The sequence below is a fragment of the Calditrichota bacterium genome, from assembly GCA_014359355.1.
GTDB lineage: Bacteria > Zhuqueibacterota > Zhuqueibacteria > JANLFK01 > Oleimicrobiaceae > Oleimicrobium.
In genome coordinates this window covers 1-20,605 of record JACIZP010000312.1, presented here as the reverse complement: position 1 = coordinate 20,605, position 20,605 = coordinate 1, and the positions used below count along the sequence as shown (strand labels likewise).

Genomic DNA, 20,605 nt, shown 5'->3' with positions numbered 1-20,605 from the left:
GGCGATGGCTGTGAGCGCAATGCTGCAGCGCAGGCGCGTTGCTATCCTGCTCGGGCTGGCTCTGCTGATGGGACAGACTGCCTGGGCAGGCACCACCGGCAAGATAGCCGGGGTGGTGAAGGACGCCGACTCTGGCGAGCCCTTGCCGCTGGCCAACGTCACGGTGAAGGGCACCTATCTCGGCGCCGCCTCTGATGAAAAGGGGAGATACCACATCCTCAGCGTGCCGCCGGGCACGTACACGCTGGTGGTCACCATGATGGGCTACACCCGCGTCGAGGTCACCAATGTCAAGGTGAGCATAGACCAAACCACCCGCGTGGACATTGGCCTGCGGCAGGCGGTGCTGGACCTGGGTGCCTCCGTGGTGGTGGAGGCCGCTCGCCCCATCATCCAGAAGGATTTGACCACCAGCATCGAGGTCATCGGCGTGGACCGGCTGTACCAGGCCCCTGTGTCGCAGGTGCACGAGGCGGTCCATCTGCAGACCGGCGTTTTCTTTGACCCGATTCCGGTGGAGGGCAACCTCTCTGGCACCGGCCGCGGGGAGCCGCGCTACTCCATCCGTGGCGGCGAGCAGGACGAGGTGGTGTGGTTCATTGATGGCACGCGTTCGGCAGCCTGGTCCGAGGCGCGGGCCGATGCCGGCGGTTCCTTCACCCGCATCAATCGCGATGCCGTCAAAGAGATCCAGGTCATCACCGGCGGCTTCAATGCCGAGTATGGGCAGGCGCAGTCAGGCATCGTCAACGTCATCACCAGGGAGGGCGACCAGCATTACTCCTGGTCGCTGGACTACCAGTATGGCCCGCCGCATCAACGACACTTTGGCACCTACCTTTACGACCGCGAGAAGAACATCGAGTTCCGGCGCCACACGCTTGTCGACTCCATTACCGGCAAGACGTACCTGGATCCGGCTTGGTGGACGCCGGAGCGGCAGAAGCAGGTGTACGACTATCGCAATTTCGCCGACCACCAGGTGCAGCTCTCCTTCGGGGGCCCGGTGCCGGGGAAATTTCTGCCCCTGGTGGGCAATGAGCTGGCGAAGATGACCTTCTTCGCCACCGCCAGGTACCAGCAGGAGGCCTATGACCTGCCCAGGCCGCGGGACACGCGCCAGCTGACCGAGTTTACCTTGAGCGGCAACTATGGCCTGCGTCCCGGCCTCAACATCAAGTTCGGTGGTCTGTACAGCCACGATGCACATGCCACAAACGGAGAAGAGAGCTTTCCCTACTTCGCCAAGTACTACCGCGGTTACGGCACTCTCTTGGACAACTATGTGAAGCAGATGCGTCTGGGGCTGGTACATGTGCTCAGCCCGCGCATGTTCTACGAGTTGAAGTTGAGTTCCTACACGCTGGAGCAGCACGAGACGCCCAGCCCATACCGGGTGCTTGGCGAGTCCAAAAACCCGGATATCTGGGGCTGGCACCGCTATGACGGGTTTGAGGATGAGCCCTTTCTCGCTCACCACTTCACCCCGTTGTCGCACAACGTGACCGGCGATCTGGCTGCCTCGGGCCACTTGAGCTGGCAGGTCAACGAGGCCAATCTGCTCAAGACGGGGTTCGAGTTCCACTACAACACCTACAAGGAAGATAGCTGGGTGTTGGCGGAGTGGAGCTCCGACCTTCGCGACTGGCGGTGCCGCGGGCTCAACGAGACCTACCACCCGTTGCAGTTAGCCTTTTACGTGCAGGACAAGATGGAATTCGAGAGCATGATCCTGAACGTGGGCGTCCGCTACGACCTCTACGATGGCAACCGCGATTGGTTCACCAAGGATAGCTTCGTGCTCAACCCGTCCTTAGACCCCGCCTACAATCCGGCCGCTGACCCGGACAAGGACGGTATCGACTCTTTGGGTCACAAGAAGTGGGACTTTGCCAACGTCTTGGCCAAGCCTCGTTACCGCGTGCCCGCCTTCCACTCAATCAACCCCCGTTTGGGCATCTCGTTTCCCATCACCGACCGGAGCGTGTTCCACTTTAGCTACGGGCATTTCTACCAGATGCCGCCCATCAACGCGCAGTACGAGTTCCTCTACTTCCGACCGGTCTACGTGATCAAGGGGCAGCCCTCGGTGGACACCGACCCGGAGCGGGTCATCAACCTCACCTTGCAACCCTTGAAGCCGGAGAAGACCATCCAGTTCGAACTGGGGTTCAAGCACCACTTTGAGAACATAGCGGTACTCAACGTCACCGGCTTTTACAAGGACGTCTTCGACCAGGTGGAGCGGGCACGGTTCTTAGACAAGCGCATCTATGGCGTCGACCCGTACACCGGCATCGAGTCGCGGGTTTTTTACAGCAGTCGCTACAGTGGCGACTACGGCGACGCGCGCGGCTTAGAGGTGAGCCTGCGCACCCTGTTCAGTAGCCACCTGGTTTTGGACATGAACTACAGTTTCTCCAAGAGCACGCACGGGACGGCGACTCCCTGGCAGATTCACATCGACAAGAACGGCCAGGTGACATACCAGTGGTACGTGGAGGCGAGTGATCGCCTGCCCACGGAGCGCTCTTTTAGCCGGCCGCACATCCTGCGGGCGAATCTTTTCCTCAAGTACCCGGAACGCTGGCGCGTGCCGGTCCTGTACCACCTCCTTGGTAACAGCGACTTGAGCCTACTCTACAGTTACGTGAGTGGCCAGGCGTTTACATACCTCGAGCCTGATGACCCACCTGATCTGTTGGACAACCATCGCTTGCCTGCACGGCAGAACTGGGACCTGAAGTTCAACCGGTATTTTACCATTGGGCAGCACACCTTGGCCTTCTACACGCGCGTCACCAATCTGTTCAACCAGAAGTTCATCAAGACATGGGGCCTGCCGGCCGCCTTCGATCCGGAGGCCATTGACCGCTTTGTCAAGACCGGGCAACCGAGCCTGGTTGATCCGGATGGCTTTGACATCAGCTACATGATCTACTACGCGCCGCGCAGCGTGTGGGTGGGTTTCCGCTACAGCTTCCGTTAGGCGGAGCATAGCAACTCTCAAGGCGGCGTAACGGAAGGAGAGCGCATGGAGAGAACGAAGGCTATCTGTCTCCTCACCGGATGTGCCCTGCTGGTGCTGGCCGAAGTGGCTATGCCGCAGGTGCGGGTGCCGTTGTTCAAGATTCACGACCGCGGCGATCTGTGGGAGACCATGAAGGACAATGGCCAAATTGGCGGCCTCTTTTCGCCTTTCGAGTACTATCCCAGCATGGACTGGCCAGGTGGACCTGCCGTCCTCCCCAACAAGGACGAGCAGCGCTCCTACAGCCAGGGAGGTGGGGTCTGGATTGGCGGCAAGAAGCCAGGCGGGACGGTCTTTTTCAACGAAATGGGGCCGTTCGATTTTGTCGACCTGGGGACCTTCTACCCGATGGAGGAGGTGGAGAACTTGAATGGCTCGCCCGGCTTCAATCCCAATGAGGCCGAGGAGAAGATCACCGCTCGCTGGCGCACCAGCGATGGCATCCAGGTGACGCGCATCAGCAGGGCCTGGAGCTATCCGGCCTATGCCGACTTTATCATCATCGAATACCTCTTCGTGAACGCCTCCGGGCAGGTGCTGAGCGACGTCTACTTTGGATTCCCCTATCTGCTCCGGCCCAGCTACCAGGATATTCTCGTGCACGGCTTCTGGGGCGACAACCTGAACGTGGACGACGAGATGGTGGGCTATGATGCAGCACGCCGACTGCTCTATGCCTACGACTATTACCCCACGCAGGACATCAAGTGGGATTGGGGCAACTATTGGGAAAAGCGGGGCGAACTGCGCACCACTGGCTATGCGGGCTTTGCGCCGCTCTACTGGGACCCGCCCAGCAACGGCGCGGACCAGCCAGCGACCGTCTTCTACGCCCAGGTCATCAACAACGCGCATCGTCTCACCATCACCAGCCGCACTGCCTCTGACCTCTACGCCATCCTCAATGGGACGGACAAGAGCCTGCAGGCACCTGCGGACGAGCAGCTTTCGCCCTTCATGTTGCAGGGCTTTGGGCCGTATGACATGGCCGTCGGCGACACGGTGCGCATTGTCATGGTGGAGGCCGTGAATGGTATCGGCCTGGATCAGGCGGTGAAGGGGCTGAGCGCCCAGAGCCTTCTACCGGTGGGGTTGGACTCCTTGAAAAAGACCGTGGATCGGGCCAAGCAGCTCTTCTCCCGAAACTATGTGCTGACGGCCTTGCCGCCGCCGGCCCCGGAGGTCACCTACTACGTCCTGCCGTCAACCCAGGAGATCGTACTCACCTGGTCGCCCGACCTGGAGAGCTGGGTCAATCCCCTCACCGGCGCGGCAGAGATGGATATCTTTCGCATCTACCGCAGCGACCGTTCTTACATCGGCCCGTTTACCAAGGTGCGCGATATTCGCATCAGCCGCAGCACCGACCGTAGCCGCTTCTTCGACGCAGAGTTGGGCCAGTGGAAGTACAAGGACAATACCGTGCAGGTGGGCGTCGGCTACTACTACGCCGTCACCTCGGTGAGCACAAAAGGCCAAGAAAGCGGGATGACCAATCGCAATACCAAAGCTCTGGTTACCGCACGGCAGCCGGCAGAGAATGCCTTGCAGGTGAGTGTCTTTCCCAATCCCTTCCGGCTGGTGTCGGGACTACCCACCTCAGGGGAGGAGAGCTCCATCGTGTTCACCAATTTGCCGGCCAAGTGCACCATTCGCATCTACACCGTGAGCGGCGAGCTGGTGCGCACTCTGGAACACGACAATCCCAATTCCGGCGAGCACGTGTGGGATCAGCTCACCGATTCGCGGCAGAAAACAGCCGCCGGCATCTACCTCTACACCGTGGAGTCAGCGGTGGGCAATGCCAAAGGGACGCTGTTACTCATCAAGTGAGCCAACAGGAGAGCGGGCGATGATACGCAAGGCGCCGTTGTGCATACTTGTCTTGTTCTGGTGCTGCGCGGTGGCACAGGCGCAGTGGGACTATGGCTTCGAATTCAGCAAGGCGGGCTCGGCAGGACTGCAGTTCCTGAAGATTGGCGTCGGCGGTCGGGAGACGGCCATGGGCGATGCGGCCTTGGCCACCACCAGGGGAGTCAACGCCATCTTTTGGAACCCGGCGGGGATCGCCTATGTGGAAAGGGCCCAGGCCGGCTTTTCCCACCGCAACTGGCTGCTTGATATTCGGCTGAGCGCGGCAGCGGCGGCAGTAGGATGGCGCAAGGTCGGTGTGCTGGGCATAAGCGTCATCCACATGGGAGTGCCAGAATTCCAGGAGACCACGGTGTTGGCGCAGGACGGCACCGGGCGCATGGTGCATGCGGGCGACCTTGCCGTGGGGCTGGCCTTGGCGCGCCGCTTTACCAACAAGCTCTCCATGGGCGGACAGGTGCGCTATGTGCGAGAGGAACTGGACAGAGACTCCTTTGCCAATGTCCTGGTGGACTTTGGCGCCATCTACGAAACGGGGTTCAGGCACCTGTGCCTTTCCGTGGCAGCACAGCACTTTGGCCCAGACATCAGATTCCTGCGCGACAAGTTCCGCATGCCGCTCATCTTCAGGATCGGCCTGGCCGACGACCTGCTGCACACCGCCGCTCACAGGCTCACTTTGGCGGTGGACCTCCTCCATCCTACGGACAATCGCGAGCGCGTGCACTTTGGCATGGAGTACGGGCTGTTCGGCAGCCTGTTTCTGCGCGGCGGCTACCGCTCCAACTCTGACCTCGGCGCCTGGTCTTTCGGCGCCGGCCTCCGCCAGGAGCTGCTCGGCGTGGATGGAGCCATCGACTACTCCTACGCCGATTATGGCCCCATCATGGGCGGGGTGAGCAGCTTTACCATCAGCTTTGGTTTCTGAAATCCGCCCCTGGCACGGTACGGCACTTTGCTGAGGAAGGGAAGACGTGGAAGGCACAGAAAAGCATTATGAGTTTCATGTCATCTCCAACACCCATTGGGACCGCGAATGGCGCTATCCGGCGCAAGAGACCAGGCTCCATCTTGTGGAGTTGATGGATTGGCTTCTGGAGCTTTTTGCCCGCTACCCGGAATACAAGTACTATCATCTTGACTCGCAAACCATTCCCTTGGAAGACTATCTGGAGGTGCGGCCCGAGAAAAGGGAGGAGCTGAAGAAGTACATCAGCGAGGGGCGCCTGCTGGTTGGGCCGTGGTACACGCTGCCGGAGATGAACACCGTCAGCGGCGAGGCCATCGTCCGCAACCTGATGCGGGGCCACAAGGTGGCCAGCCAGTTTGGCGCCGTCATGAAGGTGGGCTACACGCCGACCTCCTACGGCCAGCTCTCGCAGATTGCCCAGATTTATGCCGGCTTCGGCATCGACGGCATGATGTTCTATCGTGGCATCGTCCGCGACGAGTGCGCCACCGAGTACCTCCTGGAGGCGCCGGACGGCACGCAGATTCTGGGACTGCGCTTGAGCGCTTTGTTCAGCAGGGCCGCCTTCTGGATTCACCTGATGCGGCCCACCATGTACGAAAATGCCTACCACGATGGCATCTACCGCTGGCCGCTGGGGCAGATGCCCTTCCGCCGTTGCGACACGGCCGCCGGCGATCAGGACTACTGGCTCTTGAGGCCCTCTTCGCTCGAGCACTTTAACACTGCCCTGCTGGATGAGGGGATGAAAAACATCCGCGACGATGTTGCAGCCGATGCTACCACGCCTTACCTGGTGGTCTTGGACGGCATGGACAGTGTCTTCCCCCATCCCAACACCATCAAGGTCATCGAGTACTGCAACGCCAAGAAGACGGGGGACGTCTACATCCACAGCTCCTTGCCGGCCGTGCTGGAAAAAATCAAGAAGGAGGTGGATCGCTCGCGGCTGACCGTGCTCAAGGGCGAAAGGCGCCACCCCAGCGTGGACAACTGGTTCAACAGGCTGCTGAAGGACAACATCTCCACGCGCCTCTACCAGAAGCAGATCAACGCGCGCATGCAAACGCTGTTAGAAAAGTGGGCCGAGCCCTGGTCGGCGTTCGCCATGCTGCTGGGTGAGGAATATCCTGGGGCGCTGTTGGAGCTGGCCTGGAAACACCTGTTGACCAACCACCCCCACGACAGCATCACGGGGGTGAGCGTTGACCAGGTGCACCGCGACATGCTCTACCGGTGGGACCAGGTGGGCCAAATCGGCGAGGCCCTCACCAATCGCGCTTGTGCATCCGTCGCCAAGCGCATCGACCTGGCGCACGTGGCGCCCGAACACACCGCCGTGGTGGTCTTTAATCCGCTGCAATTCGACCGGACGGAAATCGTCGAGGTGGAGGTAGATTTTCCGGAGGAGCCGAAGCACAAGGGGATGTCTGTAGTCGACGCCGAGACGGGCGAGCCGGTGCGCTTTCAGCTTGCTGAGCGCAAGGAGTGGGGCGCGCTGGTGATGAATCCCTACGACATCCCTTCGCCGTTCTACACGCGGAGGTTCCGCTTCCTCTTGGAAGCGCCAGAGGTCCCCGGCTGTGGCTACCGCACCTTCATCGTGCAGCGTAGGGAGGGGGAGCTGGTCAACTATGGTTCCATGATGGTCGCTAATGACACCATGGAGAACGAGTTCCTGCGGGTGCAGTTTCGGTCAAATGGGGCCTTTGATCTCACACACAAGCCAAGTGGCCGTGTGTTCCGTAACTGTCACTTTTTCGAGGATGAGGCGGAAGCGGGCGACCCATGGACGCACATCTCGCCGTTGGCCAACGCGAAAGTGAGCTCATTGGGCTGCGCCGCACAATTGACCGTGGTCGAAGACGGAGAGCTCCAGACCACCGTACAGGTGGACATGGTCATGCAGGTGCCAAAGGGGTTGGCCCCTGGAAAGCAGCGCCGCAGTGATGAGCTGGTGGCGCTGCCCATCTCCTCGCGCGTCACCTTGCGCAAGGGCTCTCCGCGCTTGGATATCGTGACCACCTTTGACAACCAGGCCATGGACCACCGCCTGCGCGTCTGCTTCCCCAGCGGGATTGATGCTGCCACTGTGGATGTGGAGACGGCTTTCGACGTGGTGACCAGGAGCATCGAGTTTCCCGACACACGGGACTGGGTGGAACCGGTCACAGGAACTCAGCCTCATCTGTCCTTTGTGGACATTTCCGACGGGAAGGTGGGCCTGGCGCTTATCAGTCATGGGCTCGTGGAATACGAGGTGCAGGACAACGAGTGGCGCACCATGCTGCTGACGTTGGTCAAAGGTGTCCGCTATCCGAAGGTGGGCCTCCCCCCGGAGCGCGTGGAGCGGCTCGACCAGGTCGGGTCGCAATGCCTCGGCCGCCACACATGCGCCTACGCCCTGTATCCCCACTTCGGCAATTGGGAAACCGGCGAGGTATTTGCGCAAACGTACCGCCACTTTGCCCCGGTAAGGGCGTTCCAGTGCGGCATCTCCACGGGCGACCTGCCGCCGCGCATGAGCTTTTTGCGATTGCACCCCAACAACCTCGTGCTGAGCGCGGTAAAAAAGTGCGAGGAACGGGACTCGCTCATTGTGCGCTTCTTTAACCCGACCGAGCACGCCGTGCTTGGGCAGCTGCACTTGGCCCGTCCGATCCGAACGGCTCACCTCACGAACCTGAATGAGGAGCGCCTACGGCCTCTCCCGCTGAGCGAGTCGGGTGACTTGCGCATCGAGGTGCCGCACAAGAAGATTATTACCCTCGAGTTGGAAGTGTGAAGAGCACCTCGCCGCCTATGCGGAAAGTCGCTGCGCACACGGCAGAGCCAAAGGAGCTGAAGGTCGCCCGGGCACGCGACTGCGGCCTCCTCTTCGCCGACAATGCCGTCAGGATGATCGGCCAGGACTGCGCCTATTCCATCCCTCTTCCCCGTGGGGAGGCGTTGTGGGTCTTTGGGGACACGCTGCTGGGCACCTTCGACGAATGCGGACGGCGGCTGGTCGAGCGGATGCCATCCAGCACCGGACTGCTCAGTGCCTCTGGCCTGCGCAGTTACCGCTATCTCACCGGTGATGACGGATACCCGCGGCAGTTGCTCCCCTGGCTGCCTGAGGAAGACCCGGAGAGATACCGGATCTGGCCGCTGCACGGAATTTTTCTACATGGGCGCGTCTACCTCTACTTCGTGCGCGTGGAGCTGCTGCCAGGGCGATGCTGGCCGTACAAATTCGATGTGGCGGGCACTGGCTTGGCGGTTGCCGACTACCCCGAACTTGCGTTTGAGAGACTTGTCAGGCAAGACTCAACCATCTGGTGGGCCGCGCACGAGCCATGCTACGGAGCGGCAGTGCTTCCGGTCTTTGAAGAGGGAATCGTCTACGTTTATGGGACGTGGCTGCGCGAGGGCCATCACTATTGCAGCATAACGCGGGTAAAGGCTGAACAGCTTGACCAGCCGGAGGCTTACGAGTACTTGGTGAGCTTTGCCCCAGAATGGAGCAGAAAGCGACAGCGCGCAGTCCCCATCATGGACGGCATGCCCACAGAGATGAGCGTCTCCTACAACGCATATTTGGGTTGCTACCTGGCCGTGCACTCCTGGGAGACCACAGGCAAGCTCGTGGCGCGGACTGCCCCATGCCCATGGGGTCCGTGGAGCCAGCCGCAACTGCTGTGGACGGCGCGTGTACCTCTGCGCAATCCGCTGGTGTACGGCGGACCGCTTGTGTACGCGGGCAAAGAGCACCCGGAATTGGCCCGTGAACAGGGGAGAGTCATCTACCTGACGTTTGTGGAATTCGAGGAATACTATCCGCGGCTCATCGAGGTGACTTTGGAGTAGCCATGACGCGTGTGGCCAAATACGCGGCGCTGCTCATCCTGTTGGCCGGCATGGCCTATCTGTTCAAACCGGAGGAGCAGCAGCGGCTCACCTCCGCCGGGCGGGTGCGTGTGGAGTTCTGGATAGCCACAGGGGCGCATGAGGAGTTCCCCGTGTCGGTGCGGCTTTTCAACGAGAGCCAGGATAGCATCGAAGTGGTGCCGGTGGCCATTCCCTGGAAAGAGAACGAAAAGAAGATTCTCACTGCCATTCTCAGTGGCAATCCCCCTGACGTCATCTCCCAGTTCAGTCCCATAGGTCGTTGGGCGGCGCGCCGCGCGCTCATGCCCCTGGACGGCTTCCTCGCCCGTGACCGCTTCGACACGACGGTCTTTTATCCGCCCCTTTGGGCCGAGATGAAGTGGGAGGGCAAAGCCTTTGGCATCCCCTCAGCTGGGAGTTGCTATGGGCTCTTCTACAATCGCCGCCTGTTCCGCCAGGCAGGCTTGGATCCGGACCGGCCGCCGCGCACATGGGATGAGCTCAAGCGCTATGCCGAGCTGCTCACCGTGCGCGACGAACGCGGGCGCATCGTGCAGGCGGGCTTCATTCCCAACTACAGCGCCTTAGCGGCGGCTGTGGTCATGGCCTTTCAAAAGGGAGCCACCTTCCGCAGCGCCGACCTGTGCAGCGTCCGACTGGATGAGGCGCCGGTAGTGGAGGCATTGCGCTGGACCGTGGACTACTACGACCACTATGGCCTGGCCGAGCTCACTGCCTTGCAACTGAGCTGTGGCATCAACGAGCAGCATGGCTTCAACTCTGAGCGCGTGGCGATGATGATTCTGGACAACTCGCACGTCAACCAGATCCGGCGATTTGCGCCACGCCTGGACTATGGCATAAGCCTCATCCCCTGCGACCCGGGGGACCGGCCGGCGACACAGGTGGGGAGCTTCTGGCTGGCGATACCGAGGGGCGCCAAGTCAGCCGCGGCCGCCTGGGAGTTTCTCAAGTTCACGGCCCGCGTGGAGACGCAACTGCAAGGCTTCCTGGCGGAAAAGGAGCCTTTGGTGCCCTCCAACCGGCTGGTGGCGCGGGAAAGGGCCTTCTTGGAACGCATGCCACAGATGGCGGTCTTTGATAGCCTCATGTACCAGGGTTTTGGGAGCTCGCTCCTGCCTTTGGTGCACGACGTGTTCTGGCGCGAGTACTTCTTGGCGATGGAGATGGCCCTCAATCATCGGCTGTCGCCCGAGGAGGCATTGCGCCAAGCCAATCGGCGCGTGCAGAAGCAGCTGGACGAGGCGGCCGAGTACGACCAGTACGTACGCAAGAAGATGCCTTGGGAGAACAATGACCAGGACTGAGCACAGCCAGAGCTGGCTTTCGCGCCTCCGGCACAGCCAAGCGGCACTGGCTTACCTCTTCATCAGCCCGTGGGTCATCGGCTTCGTGGTGTTTGGCCTGTACCCCTTTGCCGCTTCCATCTACTACAGCCTGTGCCAGTACGATGTGCTGCGCGTGCCCAAGTTCATCGGGCTGCGCAACTACCGTGACCTGCTTTGCCATGACCCTTATTTCTGGAAAGCGATCTACAACACGCTCTTCTACACCGTGCTGCGCGTGCCTCTCAACATCGCCGGTTCGCTGCTGTTGGCCGTGCTTGTCAACCAGTCGGTGCGCGGCATCCGACTGTTTCGCACCGCGTATTTCTTGCCGTCGGTGGTTTCCGGGGTGGCCATTTCCGCAATCTGGATGTGGATCTTTAACCCCCAGTACGGCATCCTCAACGCGCTGCTGGAGATGGTGGGTATCCAGGGGCCGTCCTGGTTGGGGAGCACCACCTGGGCAAAGCCTGCGCTGGTCCTGATGAGCCTGTGGTCCATCGGCGGTGGCAGGATGCTGGTGTTCTTGGCGGCGCTGCAAGGCATCCCCACGCAGTTGTACGAATCGGTGGCCATCGACGGCGGCGGCAAGTGGCGGCAGTTCACCCATGTGACCTTGCCGCTGATCTCGCCGGTGCTTTTCTTGTGGCTGATCATCGAAGTCATGTTTTCGTTCCAGATTTTTACGGAGGCCTATGTCATGACCCAGGGCGGCCCGCTCAACTCGACCCTGTTTTACAACCTGTACCTGTACATCAAGGCCTTCGACGACTTTCAGATGGGTTATGCGTCGGCATTGGCGTGGTTGCTGCTGCTGATGACGCTGGCCATCACTATCGTCCAGTTCCGCCTCAGCAAGAAGTGGGTGTACTATGAGGCATGAGGCGCGGAGCAATTAGTATGAGGCCAACAAGACTGCGCATCCCTTGCAAGAAGGCGATTGTCTACCTCTACCTGAGTGTGTTGGCGGTGGTCTTCCTGTTGCCGTTCTTCTGGATGCTGTCCACTTCGCTGAAGGGCAGCGAGCAGATCTTCACCTACCCGCCGCGCTGGATTCCGAAACCGGTGCACTGGCAGAACTATCGCGACGTGCTGACCACCATGCCCTTTCTGCGCTACCTATTCAACACCACGTTCATCACGGTGATGAGCATCATTGGTGTCGTGTTGTCGAGCTCCTTGGTGGCATACGCCTTCGCGCGCCTGAGGTGGAAGGGGCGTGACTCGCTTTTCTTGTTCATCATCGGCACCATGATGCTGCCCGCCCAAGTGACGATGGTTCCGGTGTTTGTGCTGTACAAGCACATCGGCTGGCTGGATAGCTTCAAGCCGCTGGTGGTACCGCTGTTCCTCGGCGGTGGCGCATTCAACATTTTCCTGATGCGGCAGTTCTTTCTGACCATCCCCCAGGAGCTGTCAGATGCCGCGCGGATTGACGGCTGTTCGGAGTTTCGCATCTACTGGAGCATCATCCTGCCTCTTTCCAAGCCGGCGGTGGCGACCATTGCCATTCTCGTCTTCATGATGCAGTGGAACGACTTTCTTGGGCCGTTGATTTTCCTGTCGAGCAAGTCAAAAGGGACCCTTGCACTGGGTCTGGCCATGCTGGTTGGCCAGCACACCACAGAGTACGGAATGCTGATGGCCGCTTCGGTGTTGCTTCTTATCCCCGTGGTGGTGATCTTCTTCCTGTTCCAGCGTTACTTTGTGCAAGGCCTGATGATGACCGGCATCAAGGGGTAGCCGGGTTCAACACAGAGGAGGTGAGCACGCATGACCTCGCGTGAACGGGTGCTGAAGACGTTGCGCCACGAAGAGCCGGACAAGGTGCCCATCGACTTTGGTGCGATGCGCTCTACCGGCATCATGGCCATAGCCTACAATCGCTTGAAGGCCTACCTTGGGCTCTCAGGCGGCTACACCCGCGTGTACGATGTGCCGCAGCAGTTGGCCGAGCCGGAACCGGCCATCCTGGAGCGCTTTCAGGTGGATGTGGTGGACCTGGCCAACACCATGGGCCGGCACCCCGAGGACTGGCTGGATTGGCCCCTGCCGGATGGGAGTCCAGCACAGGTGCACCGCAGTTGTTACCCGGTGCGGAGGAACGGCCAATGGGTGCTGATGGACGGCGCTCGTGTTGCGGCGCGCATGCCCGAGGGGGTGCTCTATTTCGAATCGTGCAATCCGCCCCTGGCGCACGCCACCTCCAGCCGTGACATCAAAGCCTATGCCTGGCCCATGCTCACCGACGAGATACTCCGCGTCCTACAGGACCAAGCGAGGTTCCTGTACCATGAGACCGATTACGCGATTATGGGCGGATTCGGCGGAAACATCTTGGAGTTGGGGCAGTCGCTGCGCGGGTGGGATACCTTCATGATGGACCTGGCCGGCAACCGTGCCTTCGCAGAAGACCTGATGGACACGTTGGTGGAAGTCCACCTCAAGAACTTGGAGGCTTACCTGCAGGCGGTGGGCGACTACATTCAGCTCATCCAGATGGGCGACGACCTGGGTACGCAGAAGGGCCCGCAGCTCTCGCCGGACATGTACCGCGAGCTCATCAAGCCGCGACACAAGGCCATCTACCAGTATGTGCGGCAGCACTCCAAGGTGCACGTGTTCCTGCATAGCTGTGGTTCCATCTATGCGCTGATCCCCGACCTGATCGACGCCGGGGTGGAGGTCCTCAACCCGGTGCAGACTTCGGCGGCTGACATGGACCCTGCGCGCCTGAAGCGCGAATTTGGAGGTCGGATCACCTTCTGGGGTGGCGGTATCGATACGCAGCATTTGCTCCCCGAAGGCAGGCCTGAGGAGATTGCCGCGGCGGTGGAAGAGAGGATACGCATCTTTGCGCCGGGAGGGGGGTATGTCTTCACCCAGGTGCACAACGTGCAGGCCAATGTGCCGCCCGAAAACGTGGTCGCCGCCTATGACGCCGCCATCAGGGTGCGCCACTACCCCATCACGCCGGCGGGCAGGGGAGGGCGCACGTGAGCAAGGGTCTGGCGCTCACCACCACGGTGGAACGCATGCCAGAGTTGGAACGCCTCTTTCGCGAAGGCACGAACGGCTGGCTGGGTGGCGACTGCGCCTTCAGCACGCCGTTGAACGATGGGCGCATCCTCTGGTTGTTTGGGGATTCGTTTGTCAGCTCGGATCCGGAGGCACGCTCGCGCGCCGGCTCGCATATCGTGGCCAATACCATCGCCATCCAGCGCGGCCACGAGGTGCGCTTTTGGTGGAAAGAGGGGGGAGGGCGTGGCCCGACTGCTTTCTTCTCTTCGCCTGAGCTGCCAGGGCGAAGCTGGCCGCTGAGCGCCGTGCGCATTGGCGAGGCACTGGCGGTGCTGGCAGTGCGCGTGGTCACCGTAGACCCGAATCAGGTAACCGGCTTCCGCCTCGTCGGCCACGAAGTCTACTGGGTGCCCAATCCCGACGAGGAGCCTCACCGGTGGGAAATAACGCTGCGGCAACTCCCCTGGTCGGAGAAGACAGGAACCTTTGGCTCCTGGCTCTTGGCAGACCAGGGGTACCTGTACATCTACGGATTCCGGCGCCATTTCCGCAGCTGGTTCAAGGAGGTGTGGACACTGGTGGCGAGGGCGCCCTTGGAGGACGCCCATAGGCTCGTTGAGCCTGAAAGATGGGAGTACCTGGACGGCGAGCATGGCAGGTGGTACAAGAACCCTGCCGCCGCACGCCCAGTGCTGCACAAAGGGGCCACAGAGTTCTCGGTGAGCTATCTGCCCGAGCTGGGCAAATTCGTGCTCCTGGCAGCCTCATGGCGGCGTGGTAACCCAATTCAGGTCCGCGTGGCGGAAACACCCTACGGCCCTTTTTCGGAGGCCTGCACCGTGTACGTCTGTCCGGAAGCCTTAGCGAATCGCCGTTACTTCTGCTATGCCGCCAAGGCACATCCCGAGTTGGCAAGTAGCCCCGCGGAGCTGGTGGTCAGTTATGCAGTCAACTCGCGGAAGCTGGAGGACTGTTATCACGATGAGGGGATCTACTATCCCCGTTTCCTGCGTGTTTCTGTCCTGCCGCAGAGGAGGGAAGGAAATGGCTAAGGTGCGCATTGGCAACGACGTCAGCATGTACCCGATGCCGGTGGTCCTGGTAGGCGCCATGGTGGGAGGGCGGCCAAACTTTCTCACCGTGGCCTGGGTGAGCCGTGTGAACTATGATCCGCCGATGGTTGGCATCGCTCTCGGTGCCGACCACTACACCAATCCTGGCATCGAAGGAACTGGGGCGTTCAGCATCAATGTACCAAGCGTCGAGCTGGTCGAGAAGGTCGACTTTTGTGGCATGGTATCCGGTCGCGAGCGGGACAAGGGCTCGCTGTTTGCGCTATTCTACGGAGAAGTCACAGGGGTACCCATGGTGGACGAATGTCCGCTCTGCCTCGAGTGCCGCGTGGTGAAAAAGGTCGAGCTCCCGGGCGACGTCCTCTACATTGGCGAGATCGTGGGGAGCTATGCGGAGCGGCGCTGTGTGAAGCGCGGCAAGCTGGACGTGCACGAGATTAAGCCGTTTGCCCTTACCATGCCTGACAACCGCTACTGGACCTTAGGCGAGCCCTTGGCGAAGGCGTGGGAGGTGGGCAAGCGCCTCAAGAAGAAGTGAGCAAGACTGGTACGGAGAATGACATGGCAAAGACGGTCACGCCGTTTCTCATGTTCGAGGGTCGCGCCGAGGAGGCGATGCAGTTCTACACAGGGCTCTTCCCACAGTCACGCATCACGCGCATCGAGCGCTACGGCGCGGGTGACGGAGGCCCCGAGGGCACCGTCAAGCTGGCAGAGTTCGTCCTGCAAGGCCAGCGCTTCTTGTGTATCGACTCGCCCATCAAACATGAGTTTAGCTTCACCCCTGCGTTCTCTCTGTTTGTTGAGTGTGAGGATGAACAACAATTGCAGCGGTATTTCGAGGCCCTGTCTGCGGGCGGTGCGGTACTCATGCCCTTAGACAACTATGGCTTTAGCCGGAGGTTTGCCTGGGTGAACGACCGCTTCGGGGTGTCCTGGCAACTGAATCTTTGGTAAGAGACTTGGTCATCACCGTTTGCCTCTGCCCACCTGGGAAAAAGGGCAGCCAGCCGGTGTGCGCACTTGGGTCGGTCTGTACTGTGAAACCGCCAAGGAAGAATTGACGATGCAACGCTACAAGAAGCTGAGCTACGAGGGAGCTGGGGACATGATGTTTGGGCGGGCGCTCCACCCGCTGCGATGCGGCTTTAACTTGGTCATAGGAGCGGGAGAAGTGTACCCGGAGGTCAACTACACGTTGCCGCCCATGGAGGTGGCGCCCGACAAGCTTCCGGCAATTCTGGAGCAGTACCGCGAGATGGTGACCAGCGTTCTGTCGCGTGCGCAGATTCTTGGGGCGCCGGGCGTGGTGCTCGAGTTTGAGCACGCTCCGCAGATGACCGGCCAGGTGGAAATTGGCGTGGCGATCACCAGGCAGACCCTGGAGTTGATGGAAGAGTCTTTTCGCACGCACGGCCTGCGCTCGGCCTTGCGCGTGACCGTGTGCGACATCCGCGATGAGCTCCGGCCGCCGCGCATGCGCAGCGGGCGGGCGACAGAGACCATGCTGCGCTCCTTTATGGACAACGCCCGGGCAGGGGCACATATGCTATCCATTGAATCGACAGGGGGCAAGGAGGTGCACGACCGCGCCTTGTTGGAAGGGGATGTGGTCTGGATTCTCTTCGCCCTCGGTGTGTTGGCCCCACGCGACATGCACTTCTTGTGGGGTGAAATTGTCCGGATCGCCCAAGAGACGGGCACTATTCCTGCTGGAGATACTGCCTGCGGCTTTGCCAATACGGCGATGGTGCTTGCGGACCGCCACTACCTGCCCGCGGTGCTGGCCGCGGTGGTGCGCGCCATGTCGGCCGTGCGCTCGCTGGTGGCGTTCGAGCAGGGTGCAGTAGGGCCGTCCAAAGACTGTGCCTACGAAGGACCAGTGATGAAAGCCATCACTGGCCTGCCCATCTCCATGGAGGGGAAGAGCTCGGCCTGCGCTCACTTCAGCCACATGGGCAATGTGGCTGCGGCGGTGTGCGACCTGTGGAGCAACGAATCGGTGCAGAACGTGAGGTTGCTCTCGGGTTCGGCCCCTGAGGTGTTCACGGAGGTGCTCGTCTACGACTGCCGGCTTTTCAATCAGGCGCTGGCGGCCAAGCAGGAGAAGGTGCTGCAGAGGCTGCTGGTCGACTCGGACGTGGGACGCAGCGTGCACGCGCTGATGGTGGCACCAGAGAGTGCGGTGGCCATCGCCCGCGCCATTGTCGCTGAGGAGGACGACTTTCAGCGCACGCGTCAGGCAGGGCTGGCCGGGTGCGCCCTCATACGCGAAGCACTACACAGCGGCGCCCTGCAACTCCCTACCCGCGAAGTTGATTGGCTGAGCAGAATAGAGGATGAGCTGGCTGCTTGCGATAGGGAAAGCAAGGCGACAGAACATGGGTTTGCTGCCTATCGAGAGCTCTTCGCTGGGGAGGAATATGGCCTTACTGCCTAGCACGCGTCGCCGGCGCCTCTATCTTGCCATCACCCTGTCGGCTGGGCTGGCCCTGCTGAGCTCCTGCTTGGAGATCGACCAGGTTCACCAGCCACGCATGGCCGCCCCAGGTGACACACTGACGGTGACCTTGGAGATTCACAGCCAAGGGACGGACCCCAATCCACACGCGGTCTTTGTCACGGTCCTGGTGCCGAATGATTGGCAACCCCTGGGTGCTACTTACCAGAGCCAGAAGTACGGGAGCGGCGAGTTTCTCCCCAGCCAGTACTGGGCCGACTCGTGCGAGGTCGTGCACCCCAGTGGGCCTGACTATAAGTGGGTTGGCTTCTTGACCCCGCGTGGCTTCTTGGCCAACGAAGAGCGCATCGACGCCACGGTGGTGTGCATGCTGCAGGTGGGCCCGCGGACCGGCGACTACCAGCTGGCGTACACCCTTGGCGAGGACGCGCTGGGCTACGACACCAGCTGGGGGGATGTGTACGACGCCGTCTTTGGCGTGCCGATCAGCGTGGTCACCCATCTCGAGGTGCCCCAGGACTATCCCTCCGTCCAGGCAGCGGTCCATGCAGCAGAGCCAGGCATGGTCGTCCTGGTGCACAGTGGGGTGTACGTAGAGCACGTGCAGCTAGAGCAGGGTGTGACGCTGCAGGGCGACGGGCCCGGAAAGACCGTCCTCCTGGCTGCCGATCCTGCCCCAACCGTGCGCGGAGCCGAGGGCGCAGTTCTCTCCGCGCTGACAATTGTCAACAATGCCGCGGGGGGCACGGCCGTACAGGCAGAGGGTGCCCACCACATGCGCTTGAACAACGTGGAAGTGGTCGTTCCTACCCTGGGCATAGGGGTGGTGGGTGATTCGGCGACCGGCCTCAGCATTGAGGACGCTGTTATCCGCGCGAACGGCGGTAGTGCCACAGGCGTGAATGCGCGAGGGGGGGACATTACCCTGTCCGGCAGCCGCCTCGAGAACTTGCTCTTAGGCATGGCGTTGACAGGGAGCCGGGGCGACATTCGCCGCAATCTATTTGTGGGGTGCGACTCGGCCGCGGTCCTCCTAACCGGCTGTCCTGCGACAACCGTGATGAACAACACCGTAGACCGTTGTGGCTATGGGGTTGTCGCAATTGCTTCCGTGGCGGAGGTTTTCAATAACATCATCGCCAGAAGTCGCGGCTACGGCGTCTGGACGACGGGCGAGCTCAGTTGCCGGTACAATGACCTCTGGCAAAACGTCGGAGGCGACTACTTCGGCTGTGCCCCTGGTGAGGGCGCCATTGCAGCAGATCCGCGCTTCGTCGGGGGCAGTCCGTTCGACTACCATCTCGCCCCGGGTTCGCCTTGTATCGACGCTGGGGATCCTGCTGGGCCCCGCGACCCGGACGGCACGGTGGCCGACCTCGGCGCGTTCCCTTTCCAACAGCCTGGCATCGCGTCGAGCATCAACTATGTCTATCTCATCCACTTCACCCATCTGGACATCGGCTTCACAGATCCCCAGGATGAGGTTGCCGAGCGGTACAAGGGCATTATCGACCGGGCCATCCAGTTCGCTGAGACGATACCGGACTACAAGTGGACCATCGAGAGCGTGTGGCAGTTGGAGCAGTGGTTGGCGCGGAGCAGTGCTGCGGACGTAGCACGCCTGCAGCGGCTGGTGGACGCCGGCAAGATGCACTTGTGCGCCGGCTATGCCAACATGCACACCGCCGTGCTGGGCAGCGAGGAGATCAACCGCTTTCTCTATCCAGCGGAACGCTACCGGCGACAATTTGGGTTCCAGGCTAACACCGTTTTGCAGAACGACGTGCCGGGGTTTTCCTGGTGGATGCCCACCGTACTGGCCAACGCGGGCGTCCGCTACTTTGCCGCCGGGGTGAACCAGAGCTTTGGCGGCAGCGCACAGATCCCCCGGCACCACAACCCCTTCTACTGGCAGGGCCCTGATGGCCAGAAGATCCTCACCTGGATCAGCCGCGGAAGCTACATGGAATGGCTGTCCACGTACAGCATGGGCAATCTGACCACTTTCTACCAGGCGCTGGAAAACGAGCTGCAAGCATACCAGGCCGCCGGGTATCCCTACGATGCGATCCTGATCATGGTGGGCAGCTTAGAGAACACCTACCCCACTACCCTCATCACCAGCATAGCTCAGGCTTGGAACCAGCGCTATGCCAATCCCAAACTCATTGTGGCCGGCCCGGACGAGTTCTTTGCCCACCTGGAGGAGAAATACGGGCAGCAGTTCGCCACCTATCGCGGTGACTGGGCGGGAGGCTGGGACCTGGTCTCGCTCAACGTGCCCCAAAGCATGGGCATGAATCGCCAGGCGCACGACTTAGCCATTGCCGCCGAGAAGGTGGCCGCCGTCAATGAGCTGCTGGGGATCGCTCCCTCTGCTCGCGACGCGTTCGACGCGGTGTATGCCAACATGCTGCAGTTCGATGAACACAGCGGTGGTGGGGCGCCATGGCCAGAACTCATGACGCCACAAGAGGCCCAACGCCAGAGCGAGATTGCCGTCGCCTACGCGCGTGATGCCCTCACTGGTGCCCAGTCGCAGCTGCAGCAAGGCCTTCAACTTATGGCCAGCCAAGTGGTTAGCCCTGAGCCAGGAATTGTGGTCTTTAATCCGCTCAGTTGGGAACGGAGCGATGCGGTGCGCGTAGAATTGGATGCTGCCTGGCGCTCCCGCCCGCTGCGCGTGGAAGATGCACTGACTGGATGCACCCTTCCGCACCAGTGGTTGGGCGAGGAGCTTATGTTTTCGGCCGAGCAGGTGCCGCCTCTGGGTTATCGCCTGTTCTTCTTGCGTGACAGCAGCGAGAGCGCAACCGCACCGCGCGCGGTTCTCCATTCGTCCTCCCCCGCAGAGGTGGAAAACGAGTTCTTCCGGGTGCGCGTGGACCCGAGCGATGGCCGGGTGGTGAGTTTGTTTGACAAGCGTCATGGGCGCGAGCTGGTGAACGCAGCCAGCCCCTT

14 protein-coding genes are annotated in these 20,605 nt (G+C 61.2%); all 14 read left to right on the top strand.

Annotated elements, in window-relative coordinates; genetic code table 11:
- The first annotated feature begins 4 nt into the window (after positions 1-4).
- Positions 5-2,989 (top strand): TonB-dependent receptor, encoded by a 2,985-nt coding sequence (locus H5U38_13405; protein MBC7188025.1) that lies wholly within the window; start codon positions 5-7, stop codon positions 2,987-2,989.
- Positions 2,990-3,034: 45 nt separating this feature from the next.
- Positions 3,035-4,864: a hypothetical protein gene (locus H5U38_13400; protein MBC7188024.1), complete on the top strand. Its 1,830-nt coding sequence runs from the start codon at positions 3,035-3,037 to the stop codon at positions 4,862-4,864.
- Between the two features lie 19 nt (positions 4,865-4,883).
- Positions 4,884-5,831, top strand: coding sequence for a PorV/PorQ family protein (locus H5U38_13395; GenBank protein MBC7188023.1), 948 nt, complete (start codon positions 4,884-4,886; stop codon positions 5,829-5,831).
- Between the two features lie 46 nt (positions 5,832-5,877).
- Positions 5,878-8,658, top strand: a complete 2,781-nt coding sequence (locus H5U38_13390) for a hypothetical protein (GenBank protein MBC7188022.1) — start codon at positions 5,878-5,880, stop codon at positions 8,656-8,658.
- Between the two features lie 17 nt (positions 8,659-8,675).
- Complete coding sequence (locus H5U38_13385; GenBank protein ID MBC7188021.1) at positions 8,676-9,722, top strand: DUF4185 domain-containing protein; 1,047 nt, start codon at positions 8,676-8,678, stop codon at positions 9,720-9,722.
- Positions 9,723-9,724: 2 nt separating this feature from the next.
- Entirely contained in the window at positions 9,725-11,071 is a 1,347-nt protein-coding gene (locus tag H5U38_13380) for an ABC transporter substrate-binding protein (GenBank protein ID MBC7188020.1), read from the top strand.
- Positions 11,058-11,972, top strand: a complete 915-nt coding sequence (locus H5U38_13375; GenBank protein ID MBC7188019.1) for a sugar ABC transporter permease — start codon at positions 11,058-11,060, stop codon at positions 11,970-11,972. Before H5U38_13380 ends, H5U38_13375 begins: the two co-directional genes overlap by 14 nt.
- A 17-nt stretch (positions 11,973-11,989) precedes the next feature.
- The gene (locus tag H5U38_13370; GenBank protein ID MBC7188018.1) at positions 11,990-12,832 is read left to right on the top strand and encodes a carbohydrate ABC transporter permease; all 843 of its coding nucleotides are present in this window, start codon (positions 11,990-11,992) and stop codon (positions 12,830-12,832) included.
- Positions 12,833-12,862: 30 nt separating this feature from the next.
- A complete protein-coding gene (locus H5U38_13365; GenBank protein MBC7188017.1) occupies positions 12,863-14,089 on the top strand; it encodes a methyltransferase in 1,227 nt (408 codons plus the stop codon).
- Entirely contained in the window at positions 14,086-15,162 is a 1,077-nt protein-coding gene (locus H5U38_13360; protein MBC7188016.1) for a DUF4185 domain-containing protein, read from the top strand. Before H5U38_13365 ends, H5U38_13360 begins: the two co-directional genes overlap by 4 nt.
- Positions 15,155-15,721 carry a flavin reductase family protein gene (locus H5U38_13355; protein ID MBC7188015.1) on the top strand — a complete coding sequence of 189 codons (567 nt, stop codon included), beginning with the start codon at positions 15,155-15,157 and terminating at the stop codon, positions 15,719-15,721. The genes H5U38_13360 and H5U38_13355 overlap by 8 nt, the downstream gene beginning before the upstream one ends.
- Positions 15,722-15,744: 23 nt before the next feature.
- Entirely contained in the window at positions 15,745-16,140 is a 396-nt protein-coding gene (locus H5U38_13350) for a VOC family protein (GenBank protein ID MBC7188014.1), read from the top strand.
- Positions 16,141-16,249: 109 nt separating this feature from the next.
- Positions 16,250-17,623 (top strand): hypothetical protein, encoded by a 1,374-nt coding sequence (locus tag H5U38_13345; GenBank protein ID MBC7188013.1) that lies wholly within the window; start codon positions 16,250-16,252, stop codon positions 17,621-17,623.
- Positions 17,607-20,605 (top strand): right-handed parallel beta-helix repeat-containing protein (locus tag H5U38_13340; GenBank protein ID MBC7188012.1); only part of this gene is annotated, 2,999 nt, incomplete at its 3' end. The genes H5U38_13345 and H5U38_13340, both read left to right, overlap by 17 nt.